Here is a 14,275-nt window from a genome sequence, read left to right on the forward strand (position 1 = left end):
GTCAATGAAATCATAACATGAAATGCGTTGGAGTAAATAAACGATTTCAAGTACGATGACAGTAATACACTTTAGGGGGACCAAAAATGAATGCTCGCAGCAGGTGGCTAATGATTTCCGTTGGCCTTGGGATACTATTGAATCCATTAAATTCTTCTATGATTTCCGTTGCTATTCCAAGGCTGCAAAATGTGTTTCAGCTTAACTATACAGGTGTTTCTTGGATTGTTTTTTCTTTCTACATTGCAAGCTGCATCGCTCAGCCTATCATGGGAAAGGCCAGCGATTTATTCGGTCGTAGGAAAATCTTTCTTATCGGGCTTGTTGTAGCCTTCCTTGCATCATTAGCAGCCCCCCTATCACCAAGCTTCGGGTGGCTCATCGTGTTCCGCATTGTGCAAGCCATCGGAACAAGCATGATGGTTGCGGTTGGAATGGCCATCGTGCGAATCCATATTACGGAGAAACAAGCGACCGCACTGTCTGTTTTATCCATATTCCTATCCGGGGCTGCAGCAATTGGCCCTTTTATTGGCGGGGTCTTAATTCACTGGTGGAGCTGGCCTGCTATCTTTTTCGTCAATATTCCATTCGTGGTGGTAAGCTTTCTATTATCCTGGAGGAATATTCCGAAGGACGAACCGTCAATATCCGTTACACGGGGCATGTCCTTGCGTAAATGGTGTGATTTGATTGATGCGTCAGGTATCCTGCTCTTCACAGCGGGGCTGGTTGCCCTGCTTCTCGGGCTGCTCTCAGCCAAATCATCTGGGCATATCACATTAAGTCATGTTATTGTCGGGCTGATAGGCTTCGCTGCGCTGGGGGCATTCGTCCGACATGAGTTAAAAGCGACGTCACCCTTTATTCCATTGCGAACATTCGCCAAATATCCTGCGATGACTTGGGTTAACTTCGAATTCATGCTCGTTAACGTCCTTTATTACTCGCTCTTTTTCGGGCTTCCGTCCTACTTGCAAATGGTACGTCATGTCAGCGAGTTCCATACAGGGATTCTTATGCTAAGCTTAGGCATGTGCTCGCTAGTGACTGCTCCAATAGCAGGTAGATGGATCGATAGATCAGGATCTCGACCAGCATTGCTGGTGTCCGCCATCTTAATGACATTAGGGTCTGTGTGGCTCGTGACATTGAATCACACTTCACCGGTTATCAGCGTGTGTATTGCTCTAGCTGCATTCGGTATTAGCAACGGGTTGAACAATGTAGGTATGCAAGCAGCCCTGTTCCAAAGCTCTCCGCAGGCAATAATCGGTGTAGCATCCGGATTATTTAATACAGCAAGATACCTGGGCACCATTCTCTCTTCCTTGTTGATAGGGATCGTAATGGGAGGCACATTCAACTTCGAGGGGTTTCGAGTGCTTGGGATTATCCTCACGGTCATTTCATTGTCATTGGTACTCATGAATCGGCGGCGCCGGGAGTCCAGGCAATTGCAAGAGTCGTAGGTTCACCGGGTACAAATTGAAAGGAGTATGATGTCGGTAGAAATCGTTGTGCTCAAACTCCAGTTGTATCTTTATTCATGTTAATGTATTATTATTCAAAAGCTACGTGGAGGATAAATATGGACAACAAATTCATTGAGGAATTATCATTGAACCACTGGCAGCCCTTATCTACTCTACTTTACGATGGATGGGTATTACGCTTCGCGGATGGATATACAAAAAGAGCAAACTCCATTAACCCCATTCTTTATTCAACTTGTGATTTGCATATCAAAATTAAAGAATGTGAAGAAATCTATTCAGCCAATCATTTACCGATAACATATAAAGTCACTCCCTTTATTCATCCTGCCAATCTAGATGACACTTTAGAGGGAATGGGCTATTCTGTGATTGATACTACAAGTGTTCAAACTCTGAAGTTAGATAACATAAGCAAGCCCACACTAACTTCTGTAAAAATAAACGAAGACATCACTGCGGAATGGCTAAACGATTTTTGCAGGCTTAATAACGTTAAAGACAAAAATAAGAGCATTATGGAACGCATGTTATCTAATATCAGAACGAAAAAGGGATTCCTATCGTTTTATTACGATGAACAAGTTATTGCCTGCGGTCTTGGCGTTATAGAAAGAGAATACATAGGTCTATATGATATCGTGACAGATATTAACTATAGAAACCGAGGTTTCGGAGAACAGATGATATTAAATCTGTTAATGTGGGGCAAAGAAAATGGAGCAAAGCATAGTTATTTAGCGGTGGTATCGAACAATGAGCCTGCATTAAAGCTTTATTCAAAACTCGGTTACTCTGAAGTTTATAAGTACTGGTATAGAGTTAAAGACAACATTTAACAACGTAGTGCTATATAACAAAGAGGGGCTCTTCGCCCCTGTTGCTATGCATCTGCGGTTAATTGTCACTCCAGTCACATGTCATTATCTCCTTATAAGCCGATATTGTTTTTTAGACCTTTGTAGCTTCCGGACTCAGGAAATTCATTCTGAACAATGGTCATGAATTTTTCAGAGAATCCATAAGCTGCAAGGTCACGAATTTGAACCATTACCACATCACTTATAGGATTATTATCAAACTCATTTGATGGAAGGCGTATTTCCCCACCAATTCTCTGAAGTAAGAACGTTATGTGTATCAGAGGAGGCGAGGCATCAGGGGTTTCACATATGTATAATAGCTTGGCTACTTTAGTCGTAAGTCCTGTTTCTTCTTCAATCTCTCTTACAATTGCTTCTTCAAGAGTCTCTCCTTGTTCAACTCTTCCTCCCGGCAAAGACCATTATCGGTCAGACGTTACGTTCTGTTTCACCAATAGGATAGTTTCATTCTCAACTAATATCCCAGTCACTCTAACCTGTAGAAGATTGCTCATCGACACTTGCCTCCCAACCAACCCGAATTCATAACTTAGGCATATTTCTTCATCATAACATTTAGAAACTCTCGAAAGCCTTCAACATATGTTGTTGGTTGATAAATTTGGTATTGGTTGGAAGTTTAATAGTGACGCTGATAAGTTTCTTGATCGTTTAGTTGCTAACGAATAACAGGATAAGGAAAGTGGCAGCGGACAGTTAGCGTTGCCACTCTTGTTTGAAGCCCAGGCAGAAAGGAGAATGAACCACGTTTATGGAAATCAACGAACTGCTTCCAGCAAGGTCGAGAAACGAGTTGAGGTTTATGTTTTGGATGGATTGATGGAATAAAAAAGATAATTTCTGAGACTGAACTAGCTCAAGGGCTATCTCCTAGAAGCAAAAATAGCTCATGGACTGAATTGAATAAAGAACGGGTTCGTCGACTTGATCACTGGAAATGATTAAGAACAGCCCTTTAACGCCCTCCAATGCGGCTTGCAGCGTATCTGGCTCATTCAAAAAAAACCTCTCTGAGTTCTAATGATGAAATGAAACCCAGTACCATCAAGGCACTGGGTTTCATTTTACAGATACTTTATTCGTTTTGCAGGGCTCTCGATTGGAGGTGAGTGTGCTATTTATTTTCATAAGGTATTAAGCCGTAATTCATGAAAATACTGGACAATGGGATGCTTCAGCTTCATTTTTTCGGTCATGTTTACAATTCGCTTTTTGCCAACTCGTCTGTCCACCAAAGCTAGAATATTCAATAAGATATCATTGCTCTCTACGCTGTCCTCTATAGGACTGGATAAAAATTTATTAGCTACAACGACAAAATTAGATTTACTTAAGGATGACTGTGCTGCCATAAGCTCTTTCGCATATTCTGATGTTTTCCTGCTTCTTGCAATTACCTTTAGACGGTCCTCCGGAACTGCTCCCTTGATATCCTTTCTGACCACTTCAATATCTTCATTGCTGATCGGAATTTGGATACCTGAGTCATTCTTAATTTCCAGCTCTGTCTGATACCATCTGATTAAAGTCGTTATATCATTCATATTGAGTATATTCTTTTTATCTACCGCAATATAACACTGCCCAGCTTTATCGGGTAAATAACGGTAGCTGGTTGCACGGTACTCGACCCTTCCATTTAACGCAGGACAGAGAAAACTCTCCAGCTGCTGCTTCAATTTGCTCCAGGACATGTAATCCTCCTATGTTCAATATTACAAAACACCTGTTGAGACAGGCCTTCTATTCTCCATCATACAATAACTAACACTTAGATCATAATAGTTGTAAGTAAGTCAAATTAACAATATCCAATCCTTGCTCCTCTATGCTCATAAGACAAACTTCCACCACTGTGGGAAGGATCAACATGTCTTCAGTTTTACATAATATTTTACCTATTACCGAAACTTTGTTTGCATACCGCACGTCAATTATTAGAATAGAAAAATTTGGATGAAGGTGAAGTTTATGCATGCGAATAAAAAATGGCTTTTGGTTGCAGCTAGTTTATTTATTGTCGGTGCTATTTTTGGGTCGATTAGGTTTCTGAATGAGTCTACTAGTGTTGATCATGAAGAACAAACTGTACCATTGATGCAACTTGAGCAATTTAAAGAAGACGATCTTAAGCAGTCCGCATTGAAGGAATTAGATTCCAGGACTGCGTATGAAATATTCTCTTCGGACTTCACAGCCTACAAAGACATGCATGCAAAACATAGTACTCATTATACCAACAAACAAGCTAAGGGTAATGAAATTAGCTCAACAGTATTACGTGAACTAGAGAAAAAGGGAGAGCTTATTGCTTATTTTGAAAAAGAATTGAAGAACAACTCAAAAACAGGTGAGCAGCTTCTGAACGAGTTTCATGCTGCGATAGAGAAACTGAATAAAGAGCTTTAGAATGGTATGAGAATTACCCTATTTATAGAAAAAAATACCCTCTCGTTCAAGAGAGGGTACTCCATTATAACTTCTCACTCGTTTTTTTCGTTCTACAATAGCAGTGGGATACACTCCCGACCACTTCAATATTTGCACAACATTTAGACCCTTAGCGAGCCTCGGAACCCTCTTGCACCATAGTAGGAATCTGCTCCATTGTGGTACATGAAGACAGTGTCGTATCGACGATCGCAAAAGATGGCCCCGCCGAGCTTTCTAATACGATCGGGTGTTTTCACCCAGCTCGAACTTTTCAGATCGAAGTTTCCAAGTTTCTGCAGCTCCCGGTATTGTTCTTCTGTTAAAAGCTCAATGCCAATGGCAGCTGCCATTCCAATCGCATCATTTTGCGGTTTATGTTCTTTCCTAGATTCCAATGCTTCACGGTCGTAACAAATACTTCTGCGACCCTTAGGACTTTCCGCTGAACAATCGCAAAAGATGTATTCGCCCGACTCATTGTCATAATCAACAACATCCGGTTCGCCGCCAGTTCCCTCCATTTCATGAAGTGACCACAGTTTTTCAGCATGAGCTTCGAGCTTTGCTTGTACGTTAGCCCATTCAACACCTTGATGGCGGTTCATGTTTTTCTCAAAACGGGCTTTCAATGTCTTGAGCAGCCCTTCACGTTGTTCCGGCGATAACTCCTTTTTATTACTAACTTCACTCTTTGTCATGTTCATTTCCTCCTTCAAATATTTGCTACTTCCTAGTGAGCGACAGCATTCCACATGTATGGAATCTGGTGGAGATTAATCAAGGCGGACCGTTAGCAGTCTATTGCAAACATATTAAAAAAACCAATAAAAGACAGAAAATAATGACTGCCGCCGTCATTTGCTTAAAGTTATCCTTGATACGCACATGAGCCACTATAGCTCCAATCATGGTTAATGCTAGCCATATACCAGCTATCGTTGCCCAATGAGAATAGAAGTAACCCGCTGCTAACCCTGCAACCCCAATAAGCTGTACCGTTCCAGTTACAACACGAAACCATTGTGGCAGCTGCAGTCTATTGAAGTTATTGACATGCATGAGCGACCCGTATACTTTTCCTACACCTGAAAGCAGGAAAATAAATATAAGAATAGTCTGCAATATCGTAGTTATAATCAATATTACCATCTTCCTCTCCCTATTGTTTGTTGTTTTTCAGATATAACGAGCCAACTGCACTTATTGCAATAATCGTTCCTACAATTAGGGAGACTATGAGTTCTATCCTCGTTAATCTGCCGCCTACACACATTTGATAAAAGAAGAATATGGTGGACGGAATCGATAGGGTAATGGCAGTTAGTAAGCCAGGAGAATACTCTTTATACTTAATAGTCGTTACTACATGGAAAAGTCCGTTTAAACCAATATGCAATTGAAATGCCGCTGCTAGCACTACCCAGCTACCGTGATACCCGATAGAGGATGCTTTGTAGGAGACTAGCAGGACCAGTAGAATCATACAAACTTGAATGATGGCATGCTTGTAGGTCGACATGGGTGCGAAGTGTCGAGTGGCCCATTTCGAAAAACCAGGAAGTTCTTCGATAGTGTGGAGAAGTAAGACGACATAAGGCAACCAGAAAATAAGATGAAATGTTTGATTCATCAAGCTTACTTCCTTTCAACAAATTTATTTGAACGTTCAAACAATAAATTACGAAAAAAAAATTATGTTTTTGATAAATATACTTCTAATAGCTCGGCTAAAGTAAGGTATGCAGCCTCAATATCGAAGTCAGGATCAGCCATTTGCTCAAGAGCCAAGCCATCAATAGTTACATTAATAATCGATGCCAGCGCCTCTTTATTAATATTCTCTTTTATCGGCAATATGCTGAGCGTTCTCAACACTTGTTGTTTGCCGGCCTCCAGGCTTTGTTGAATTTTCTTGCGACCGGCTTCGCTCCTTAAACCTATCGCAAATAGTTCAAAGCGCAGACGATGCCAATCCGGGTACTGATGCACCATATTTTGAGGAACGGCTAACGCATGGCGTATAAAATTTTCATTCAACGGTATCTCCGAAATCTTATTCATTTCTTCAATGTAACGTGCACTTTCCAATTCAAAGATTTCAAACATCAAATCCTCTTTGCTCGAAAAATAATAATTAATCAGCCCTTGCGATATGCCTGCTTGCTTGGCAATCTCTTTCGTCGAAGCTTTCTCGAAGCCCTGCTCAGCCAACACCCGATAGGCAGCATCGACAATTTTACTTTTCGTATCTCCAGCTGCGTTTTTAATGCTCATCATCACCTTTGTTTGAACGTTTAAACAAATACTACCATAATTAAACAAATTGTCAATGGATACCTCGTACTCCTTCATCCGTCCGTGCGATTAAAAGACCCCTGCTTATGAGCTTAAGCAAGAGTCTATAATCCGTTATTCATTCATACCATCATTAGAATGGTTTGCACATATCCGATGCCGAACTATTCCTTGTAGGAACATAGAACCTAATAGGAGTATTATTAAAATCCACCATCCAACCGACTCGAAAATTCCCTGAGGAAAAATAAATGTGTATCCAAAATATGCTAAAAACAAGACTCCCTGAAGTATTTTAAACGTTTTCGCATCAGCTTCATTATTTAACGCTACGAGCCTTTCGTCATTCTCTTTAATAAGCAAGACCGACGGTCAATAGGACGAGACCGGCAATTAACGATACAGTCATAATCATTTCGGCCTCTTTAACTGTCTTTTCACCAAGCATACTCATTCCTCCCAAAATAAATCATTCAACGTTTTATTGAGTGCCTTGCATATTTCAACACATAACTTAAGGCTTGGATTGTAGCTGCCCGACTCGATTAAATTTATGGTTTGCCTTGTGACACCAACGATCTCTGCTAAACGCTCCTGCGATACTTCAGCTTCTATTCTGGCAATCTTCATTTTTTTATTTTTCAAGATGCCTCATCTCCTTTCAATAACACAATACCATTACACATTACTAAATGTCAATTATATATTACTTTTTGTAATGTTTTTTTCGAACAGATTGTACATAAAAGCCACCTTAAAGAGGGGTTCAACCTTTTGGAATTTCTGTCCGAAAGACTTTTTCTTAATTTTCAGTTATTTCTGAGAGCTAGGGTTTATGCAACGTAAGCAATTGATTTTTCACTGACACGTAAGACATACGAGTTGTTAGATTACTTACTCATAAGCTCGCCCCCGCTGTTCACTTCAGTATAAAAGAGGTACCCATACACTAAACACTTTTTTTCTAAGTGTCCAGTGTATGGGTACCAGTTCTCCGCCGCTCTTTACTATTTCCGTCAATACAGCTCCGATTTACAACCTGCCTTCTTCACTGACCTTCACTGTGCCGGAGCTATGCGCCTTGCGCAGGTTGTTGTTAAGTCCGTGATCTCACTCTTACATAGCGTCCTACAAATCTTCCAGTTCGTTAGGGGAGTTCTTTCCTAAGGGTCATGACTTCGCCGAGGTCACCGATGAGGGATTGGCTCTCCCAGCTGCAACAAAATCTAATTCCGCATGAACAATTATTTTATTGCCATTTCCATCAGGATATTCAGTAATATCCTTACCTTCATTGGATTGAATTCATCAACTCATAGAAATATTTGGATTCATGAGTCTTATTAAGACTATACCAGGCATCTAATGTTTTTGAAGAAAACACACCCAGAGCTTTCAAGACGTGTACAGAAAATTCTAGCGGGGCTATTCCAGATGCAGTGATCAGCTTTCCATCCGTTACAGCGGACTCCATTTTGTAATACTTTTCGCCCGTGTAAGTGGGACAGATCATTTTAAGGTATTCCAGATCATTGCTTGTATGCCAACGCGAATTCAGCAATCCTGTCTGGGCAAGAGCTATTGTAGCACCACAAATGGCCGCAACCAGTATACCTTCCTTTAAACACCTCTCAACGATGTTTAAGATGGGTTGGTGAATTGTTTCTGTCCATGTATCTCCACCGGGTAGAATCAATGTATCTGTGCTTTCGATGCTGCACTCATCCAGTTTGATGTCAGGCAGTATTTTCAATCCGCCCAATGTAGTTACAGGAGTCTTATTAATTCCCACGGTAACTATTTTTGAAGGGGCAAGCCCCTTTTTATAATATCTTCCCGAGTTCAGTTCGGCAGTTAAGTAACCTATTTCCCAGTCTGCCATTGTGTCAAACACATAAAGATATACCGTATTATTCATTTGCTGGTTCCCCTTATTTTACAATTCATCAAGTGATACCACCATCCATCGGTAATCAATGACTATCATCATTATAAAATAGCTTCACTGACATCTGCTGTCAGTGAAGCTATTTTAGTTGATAATATTCCATTTACCTGCCCATAGTGTTGCTTGTCTCAATGCTCCTTCTTTGATGAAGCCATTCTTCAACAACACCTTTTTTGTTTTAACCGTTTCGGTAAACTCGATACGTCATTCGCGAAGGGAAGAATGGGACGCGGATCGTCCGTCATCTCCCAGTCGCACAGACAAAGTAAGTTCCTGGACTATTGGCGGCCCATTCCTCTACCACCACCTGCACCTCCTTGGCCTCCACCTCCTTGCGATTGAGTGATTTGAGTGATTTTTTCCCCGTTGACCGTGACATCCCCGCCATTAAGCTGAGCTGTACCATCCGCATCAAAGGCTGACGAGGCTTCAACAGTTATGGTGCCGCCATTAATATAGAGATCACCGTTTGAATCAAAGGCGTCCGTATCACCACTGCCCATCCTCACATCAATGGTACCTCCATTGACTTCAATAACGACAGTGCCATCGACTTTTTGCGAGGCGTTAATACCGTCATCCTTCGCATACAACGTGATCTGACCGTCATTAATCTGGATAGAGGTCGCCTCAATACCTTCTTCGCTGGTCTCAATGTTAATAGTTCCGCCATCGATCTGAACAAAGCTGTTGCCTTGGATGGCATCGTCGACAGCGGAGATGCTTAAGTCGCCGCCTTCAATATAGATATATCCAAGAGTAGCATCCTCATCGTTCTCGCTATGGAGAGCATCCTTACCCGAATTGATCGTAATCGTTCCATCGTTGATAAGAATGGCATCATTAGCCTCTAAGGAATCCGCAGAGGATTGAATGTTGTACACACCTCCGGTTATTTTAAGATCATCCTTAGAAGATATGCCATTCCCGTCATTCGATACAATATCCAGACTTCCTGTTCCATTCAGGGTCAGATCGGCTCTGGAGAAAATAACCGCATCCAAATTGGTATCTCCATCCGCCACATAGCTTCCGGTAACCTTCATATAATTCTCGCTGTCCGTGGATGTAACGAAGACTTTATCCGCTTCTTTCACATAAATGGCAGGCGAATCATCATTAGTTATACTGACACTGTCAAGGACGATTTGAATTTTCGCGTCCTCTGCAGCCTCAACCACAACCGTCACATTCGTTGCCTCGCCGCTTAAGACATAGACACCTTCTGTATTCAGCATCACATCTTGATCGCTTTCCAATGTAATCTGCGTTGCATCTGCAAGGTCCGCCGACTGTGTCAAATCCCGATCACTGAACAATTCCGATGTGTCTTGAACGGAAGCTGTCGCTGCTGTCGTCGTTCCGCTTAATGGCGCTGTCGAGCTTGTTGTCGGTGTGCTTGTTTCTTGAACAGTTGCTGTTTGAGTGGCTGCTGCATCCTCACTGCCGTCTTGTACATTAGAGCATCCCACCGCTGCTACGCTTAGCAATACGGCCATCGTAATGGCGCTTATTCTTCTCATTTTTTTTGTTTTCATTAATGAACACTCCTTGAATAATATAGTAGTAATCTTGACTTCTTGATCAGAATGACGTTATCGCCTCTTGCCTTATTTGAATTCTAATACAGTTAGCTTTAGCCAACCTTAAATCACTTTAATTTTCACAAGAACAAAAAACCTCAAACCATCGGTTTGAGGGAACATGAAATACATTTCGAATTTCTATATAAACCTTCCTGCCTTTGATTAGGGGCAGGTTCAGGGTTAAGGGCAACATATCAGCTTAATCGCTTTTCCCATCATTCTACATAGTCTTCTTTTAAAATACTGTATATTTCTAAATCGACAATTCCTTTACCTGCCCATAGTGTTGCTTGTCTCAATGTTCCTTCTTTGATGAAGCCATTCTTCAACAATACCTTCTTTGAAGTCTCATTAAGAGGCATCACTTCAGCTTGAATTCTGTTGACGTTGACATCGATAAACAAAAAATCGAGTACTATTTTTACCGCTTCAGTAGCGATACCTTTTCCCCAATGTGATTCCGACAAATAGTAGCCAATCGTCACAACGTTTACCTTTTGATTAAAGTCGACAGCTTCAATAATTCCAAGCAACCGATCGGGTTTAGGATTGGCGAATATCCCCCACTTAACCCTTGACCTTTTATTATAATCCCTCTCAAAATGGCCAATCATGTTTTTCACAGTATCTTTATTGTGTTTGGGTATTATGCCGCAGTATTCAAATACTTTATCATTGTTATAGATTTCAAAAACTTCCTCAAGATGATGTTCTTCAATCTTCTTCAATATGAAACGATCTGATTTCAGGAGAGGAAACTCCCCAAAAACTGCCTCTATGTTCATTCCGTCACCGCTCCATATTTTCTTTATATTCTCTTCTTAATCGGTATGTATAAATCAACCTTGCATTTCCCTTCCTTATCCTTAGCAGGATCATTCATACAAAATTCGAGGCATGGTCTATCGTCGACATCATACTTACTATTCGGTAACCATAGATTAAATACGTTTTGATAGGCCAGAACAAATCTGTCATTTGTGTCGTAGTATGGATATAAAGCATACATTCCACCAGATAGTGTTTTGAATTCCACATGCCTATTATGTTCGTGTCTGTTGAATCCACTTGGTAATGTTACACAAGCGTCGTATCGGCAAGCAAATTCTTCTACGATATTTCCATCATCCAATGATATTCCAATAAAATGATGGTTTTTCGAGGTAAGTCCCTGTTGGCTTGCCCAAGTACCTAACTTGTCCCAAGCAACACGTGTATCCAAATAACTTCCAGCATGACTAACGTACGCCACTTCATATTCTGGGAGTTGCTTAATTGTTATCATATTTGCCCAAGCTCTTTTTAAGAGTTGATTTTCTCCATTTCTATTGTAATGCTGCAGAGGAGATAACTCTTCTTGCTTATTGCTGAATTGTAATGAGAAATTGCTATTCTCCCTTACGCTATTTCTAACGTCACTTGGTGTTTTGCTGTAGTGTTTCTTAAAGAGGGCATTGAAGGTTGATACCGATTCGAAGCCGCATTGATTCGATATTTCCAAAATGGGCTTGTTGGTTTCAACCAACAAATAAACAGCCTTTTGTAAACGATCTCGATTCACAAATGCAACTGGAGTTACACCGACAATAGATGTAAATATTCTTGTAAAATGATATTTCGAAAAATTTGAAACACCAGCCAATAGATCGAGATTGAGCTTTTGATTACTATTTTCCTCTATGTATTTAATTACTCTATCCATTCTATCTTTATAGTCATTATTCATTTATCGTATTCTCCAGTTACTTTTGTAAAAGACTACCAAAATTATACCCGCAAATGGAAATCTTGGATAGCTTAAATGAATATATAAACGTGACCCAATAATCTACCTGCAAATCTACTTTAAATAACTCATGCCAGCCTGTTACGCAGCTCAAGAATCTGTTCTGACAGCGCATCAAGCTTATTGTTAATAAGGATTACACTCGAATATCGCTCCGGTATACCCTCATAGCCATAGTGGACTCCAGCAAGACCTCCTGCTATAGCCCCTATGGTGTCCGAATCTCCTCCCAAGTTAGCCGCTCGCTCAACAACATCTGAGAACGAATCGCTTGTCAGCAATAAGTGGAGAACGTGACGAAACGTATGAACGACAAAACCACTTGGTTCACAATCAGGAGTTCCATTCACAATATCCTCGTATTCCGTGCTCATGATTTCCCTTTGGATTGCCTCTGTATGCTTCTCACCGCGCAGTAGTCTCCACACGATTCGGTTGTATATTTCGCAAGCCTGATTGCAACGTTCATCATAATGAGTCATTTTCGATTGCAAGCGTGATACCTTCTCAATATTCGATAAATTAGGGTATATTAAACCAACGGGGAGACAGCGCATAAGAGAACCGTTACCCGCACTTTGTCCTAAATCCAAGTCAGCTAAAATCGCGGCCTCAAACCAGTTACCTTGATAGTTGCTTAGAACTCTTCTGATGATATTCCCGATATCTTTGGGATCCGATCTGTACCACTCGAGAAATTTCTCGCCGATCGCCTGCTTGGGTTCGTGAGGGTCACTTAGAATACCTTCCGCCACGCAAAGGGTCATCATCGTATCGTCTGTTACTTCTCCTGGCGCGAGGTCCCATACCCCGCCACCGACGATATCGGTGAGATATCCGTATTTCTTCTGAATTTCCCCGCTGGTCATGAATTCCGTTGTCCCGCCTAATGCATCGCCTACCGCTACTCCGTACAGACCGCCTTTAATTTTGCTATTCAGACTCATAGAATCTCCCCCTTGAATAGGTTAACAACTCTCTTTTCGTCAGACTTATCTAGAATCGCAAAAACAATATGATCAAATAATGTCCGATAGCCCTCATTAATCAACACATGCTTAAACATTCTGGCCACATCGGTAGGGTTATTTTTAAAAACGCCGCATCCATATGCCCCTAGAATAATAGCTTTCTCCCCATGATTTGCCGCTACGGAAAGAATATACCGTATTCTCTCCAGCATAACCGATTCAATCATCTTCGCTTGCTGCGGTTCCCGCTCCCTGACCACCCCTGCATTAACAGCTGGCGCTGTAAGGATAGATACAAGATACGGTCTCTCTATTAATCTGCAGTCATCGCTTCGGAAGACGGGAACTCTCGGGGAATAAACCATATAATCTGAATAGAGACAAGTCCTAAGATTCCGGTTATACGTATACATCTCATTCATTTGTGATATGCAGGGATATAACGCAGAGGAACGAGCCAAACTTTCTTCCTGAGCCTGGCTACCGGCAAGGAACCCCCCGCCCGGATTCTTCGCAGAGGCAAAATTAAGACACAATGCGTTCTGCAAGCCTTCCTGTACCACAAGTCTTCGCGTGGCAGCTAGGGTAGATTCATCCGTCACTTCAATTTTGGGTTGAGCTCCCCGGTTATCTCTTATTCGGGATACAGCTTCCTGCTTAATTACCGGCAGTCCGATTGGCGAATATAGCTTCGAGTTACGAATAGCCATCTCTACCTCTTGCTGTATTGCAATCGTGTTTCCCTCTGTGTTATAGAAGCCTTTTTCAAGAATATCCAACGTTTCTTTAGCTATTTGTGATCTTATCTCTCTACTGCTTTTTTGTATATTCATTTAACTCACTCCATTACATGAACTTCTGTTACATATCTTCTCT

15 protein-coding genes and 3 pseudogenes are annotated in these 14,275 nt (G+C 41.3%); 4 read left to right on the plus strand and 14 right to left on the minus strand.

Going from position 1 to position 14,275, the window contains the following annotated elements; all coding sequences use genetic code 11:
- Positions 1–86 precede the first annotated feature (86 nt).
- Together AC6ESP_RS11200 and AC6ESP_RS11205 are read left to right on the plus strand one after the other, a co-directional pair.
- Entirely contained in the window at positions 87–1,472 is a 1,386-nt protein-coding gene (locus AC6ESP_RS11200; RefSeq protein ID WP_497096810.1) for an MFS transporter, read from the plus strand.
- Between the two features lie 119 nt (positions 1,473–1,591).
- Positions 1,592–2,335 carry a GNAT family N-acetyltransferase gene (locus AC6ESP_RS11205; RefSeq protein ID WP_497096811.1) on the plus strand — a complete coding sequence of 248 codons (744 nt, stop codon included), beginning with the start codon at positions 1,592–1,594 and terminating at the stop codon, positions 2,333–2,335.
- 92 nt (positions 2,336–2,427) lie between these two features.
- On the opposite strand, the pseudogene AC6ESP_RS11210 reads toward AC6ESP_RS11205, so the two are convergent.
- Positions 2,428–2,874, minus strand: a pseudogene (locus tag AC6ESP_RS11210) (NUDIX hydrolase).
- A gap of 306 nt (positions 2,875–3,180) precedes the next feature.
- Between AC6ESP_RS11210 and AC6ESP_RS11215 the strand changes: the two are divergent.
- A pseudogene (locus tag AC6ESP_RS11215) lies at positions 3,181–3,309 on the plus strand (YdeI/OmpD-associated family protein); the annotation flags it as partial.
- Between the two features lie 195 nt (positions 3,310–3,504).
- On the opposite strand, the gene AC6ESP_RS11220 reads toward AC6ESP_RS11215, so the two are convergent.
- On the minus strand, positions 3,505–4,074 hold the full coding sequence (locus AC6ESP_RS11220; protein ID WP_497096812.1) for an SF0329 family protein: 570 nt from the start codon (positions 4,072–4,074) through the stop codon (positions 3,505–3,507).
- A 277-nt stretch (positions 4,075–4,351) separates the two neighbouring features.
- On the opposite strand from AC6ESP_RS11220, the gene AC6ESP_RS11225 reads away from it, so the two are divergent.
- Complete coding sequence (locus AC6ESP_RS11225; RefSeq protein ID WP_497096813.1) at positions 4,352–4,789, plus strand: hypothetical protein; 438 nt, start codon at positions 4,352–4,354, stop codon at positions 4,787–4,789.
- A gap of 143 nt (positions 4,790–4,932) precedes the next feature.
- On the opposite strand, the gene AC6ESP_RS11230 is transcribed toward AC6ESP_RS11225, so the two are convergent.
- The 12 genes and pseudogenes from AC6ESP_RS11230 to AC6ESP_RS11285 all read right to left on the minus strand — a co-directional run bounded on the left by AC6ESP_RS11230 (position 4,933) and on the right by AC6ESP_RS11285 (position 14,232).
- On the minus strand, positions 4,933–5,511 hold the full coding sequence (locus tag AC6ESP_RS11230; protein WP_497096814.1) for a DUF4256 domain-containing protein: 579 nt from the start codon (positions 5,509–5,511) through the stop codon (positions 4,933–4,935).
- A 100-nt stretch (positions 5,512–5,611) separates the two neighbouring features.
- On the minus strand, positions 5,612–5,935 hold the full coding sequence (locus AC6ESP_RS11235; RefSeq protein WP_497096815.1) for a DoxX family protein: 324 nt from the start codon (positions 5,933–5,935) through the stop codon (positions 5,612–5,614).
- A gap of 37 nt (positions 5,936–5,972) precedes the next feature.
- On the minus strand, positions 5,973–6,443 hold the full coding sequence (locus tag AC6ESP_RS11240) for an HXXEE domain-containing protein (RefSeq protein WP_497096816.1): 471 nt from the start codon (positions 6,441–6,443) through the stop codon (positions 5,973–5,975).
- Positions 6,444–6,505: 62 nt separating this feature from the next.
- Positions 6,506–7,165 (minus strand): TetR/AcrR family transcriptional regulator, encoded by a 660-nt coding sequence (locus AC6ESP_RS11245; protein WP_497096817.1) that lies wholly within the window; start codon positions 7,163–7,165, stop codon positions 6,506–6,508.
- Positions 7,166–7,558: 393 nt separating this feature from the next.
- Complete coding sequence (locus tag AC6ESP_RS11250) at positions 7,559–7,753, minus strand: helix-turn-helix transcriptional regulator (protein ID WP_497096818.1); 195 nt, start codon at positions 7,751–7,753, stop codon at positions 7,559–7,561.
- 549 nt (positions 7,754–8,302) lie between these two features.
- Positions 8,303–8,395 (minus strand): annotated as a pseudogene (locus AC6ESP_RS11255) (VOC family protein); the annotation flags it as partial.
- A gap of 4 nt (positions 8,396–8,399) precedes the next feature.
- The gene (locus AC6ESP_RS11260; RefSeq protein ID WP_497096819.1) at positions 8,400–9,026 is read right to left on the minus strand and encodes a type 1 glutamine amidotransferase family protein; all 627 of its coding nucleotides are present in this window, start codon (positions 9,024–9,026) and stop codon (positions 8,400–8,402) included.
- A 308-nt stretch (positions 9,027–9,334) separates the two neighbouring features.
- A complete protein-coding gene (locus AC6ESP_RS11265) occupies positions 9,335–10,594 on the minus strand; it encodes a carbohydrate-binding domain-containing protein (protein ID WP_497096820.1) in 1,260 nt (419 codons plus the stop codon).
- Positions 10,595–10,857: 263 nt separating this feature from the next.
- On the minus strand, positions 10,858–11,427 hold the full coding sequence (locus AC6ESP_RS11270; RefSeq protein WP_497096821.1) for a GNAT family N-acetyltransferase: 570 nt from the start codon (positions 11,425–11,427) through the stop codon (positions 10,858–10,860).
- A 23-nt stretch (positions 11,428–11,450) separates the two neighbouring features.
- A complete protein-coding gene (locus AC6ESP_RS11275) occupies positions 11,451–12,368 on the minus strand; it encodes an AraC family transcriptional regulator (RefSeq protein WP_497096822.1) in 918 nt (305 codons plus the stop codon).
- Positions 12,369–12,496: 128 nt separating this feature from the next.
- Positions 12,497–13,375 carry an ADP-ribosylglycohydrolase family protein gene (locus AC6ESP_RS11280; RefSeq protein ID WP_497096823.1) on the minus strand — a complete coding sequence of 293 codons (879 nt, stop codon included), beginning with the start codon at positions 13,373–13,375 and terminating at the stop codon, positions 12,497–12,499.
- Complete coding sequence (locus AC6ESP_RS11285; protein WP_497096824.1) at positions 13,372–14,232, minus strand: TIGR02452 family protein; 861 nt, start codon at positions 14,230–14,232, stop codon at positions 13,372–13,374. The genes AC6ESP_RS11280 and AC6ESP_RS11285 overlap by 4 nt, the downstream gene beginning before the upstream one ends.
- Positions 14,233–14,275 lie beyond the last annotated feature (43 nt).

The organism is Paenibacillus xinjiangensis, assembly GCF_059686975.1.

Excerpts from the sequence above, each read along its gene's own strand:
- AC6ESP_RS11200 (WP_497096810.1), top strand. The coding sequence starts at position 87 with ATGAATGCTCGCAGCAGGTGGCTAATGATTTCCGTTGGCCTTGGGATA.
- AC6ESP_RS11205 (WP_497096811.1), top strand. The coding sequence starts at position 1,592 with ATGGACAACAAATTCATTGAGGAATTATCATTGAACCACTGGCAGCCC.
- AC6ESP_RS11220 (WP_497096812.1), bottom strand. The coding sequence starts at position 4,074 with ATGTCCTGGAGCAAATTGAAGCAGCAGCTGGAGAGTTTTCTCTGTCCT.
- AC6ESP_RS11225 (WP_497096813.1), top strand. The coding sequence starts at position 4,352 with ATGCATGCGAATAAAAAATGGCTTTTGGTTGCAGCTAGTTTATTTATT.
- AC6ESP_RS11230 (WP_497096814.1), bottom strand. The coding sequence starts at position 5,511 with ATGACAAAGAGTGAAGTTAGTAATAAAAAGGAGTTATCGCCGGAACAA.
- AC6ESP_RS11240 (WP_497096816.1), bottom strand. The coding sequence starts at position 6,443 with ATGAATCAAACATTTCATCTTATTTTCTGGTTGCCTTATGTCGTCTTA.
- AC6ESP_RS11245 (WP_497096817.1), bottom strand. The coding sequence starts at position 7,165 with ATGAAGGAGTACGAGGTATCCATTGACAATTTGTTTAATTATGGTAGT.
- AC6ESP_RS11260 (WP_497096819.1), bottom strand. The coding sequence starts at position 9,026 with ATGAATAATACGGTATATCTTTATGTGTTTGACACAATGGCAGACTGG.
- AC6ESP_RS11265 (WP_497096820.1), bottom strand. The coding sequence starts at position 10,594 with ATGAAAACAAAAAAAATGAGAAGAATAAGCGCCATTACGATGGCCGTA.
- AC6ESP_RS11270 (WP_497096821.1), bottom strand. The coding sequence starts at position 11,427 with ATGAACATAGAGGCAGTTTTTGGGGAGTTTCCTCTCCTGAAATCAGAT.
- AC6ESP_RS11275 (WP_497096822.1), bottom strand. The coding sequence starts at position 12,368 with ATGAATAATGACTATAAAGATAGAATGGATAGAGTAATTAAATACATA.
- AC6ESP_RS11280 (WP_497096823.1), bottom strand. The coding sequence starts at position 13,375 with ATGAGTCTGAATAGCAAAATTAAAGGCGGTCTGTACGGAGTAGCGGTA.
- AC6ESP_RS11285 (WP_497096824.1), bottom strand. The coding sequence starts at position 14,232 with ATGAATATACAAAAAAGCAGTAGAGAGATAAGATCACAAATAGCTAAA.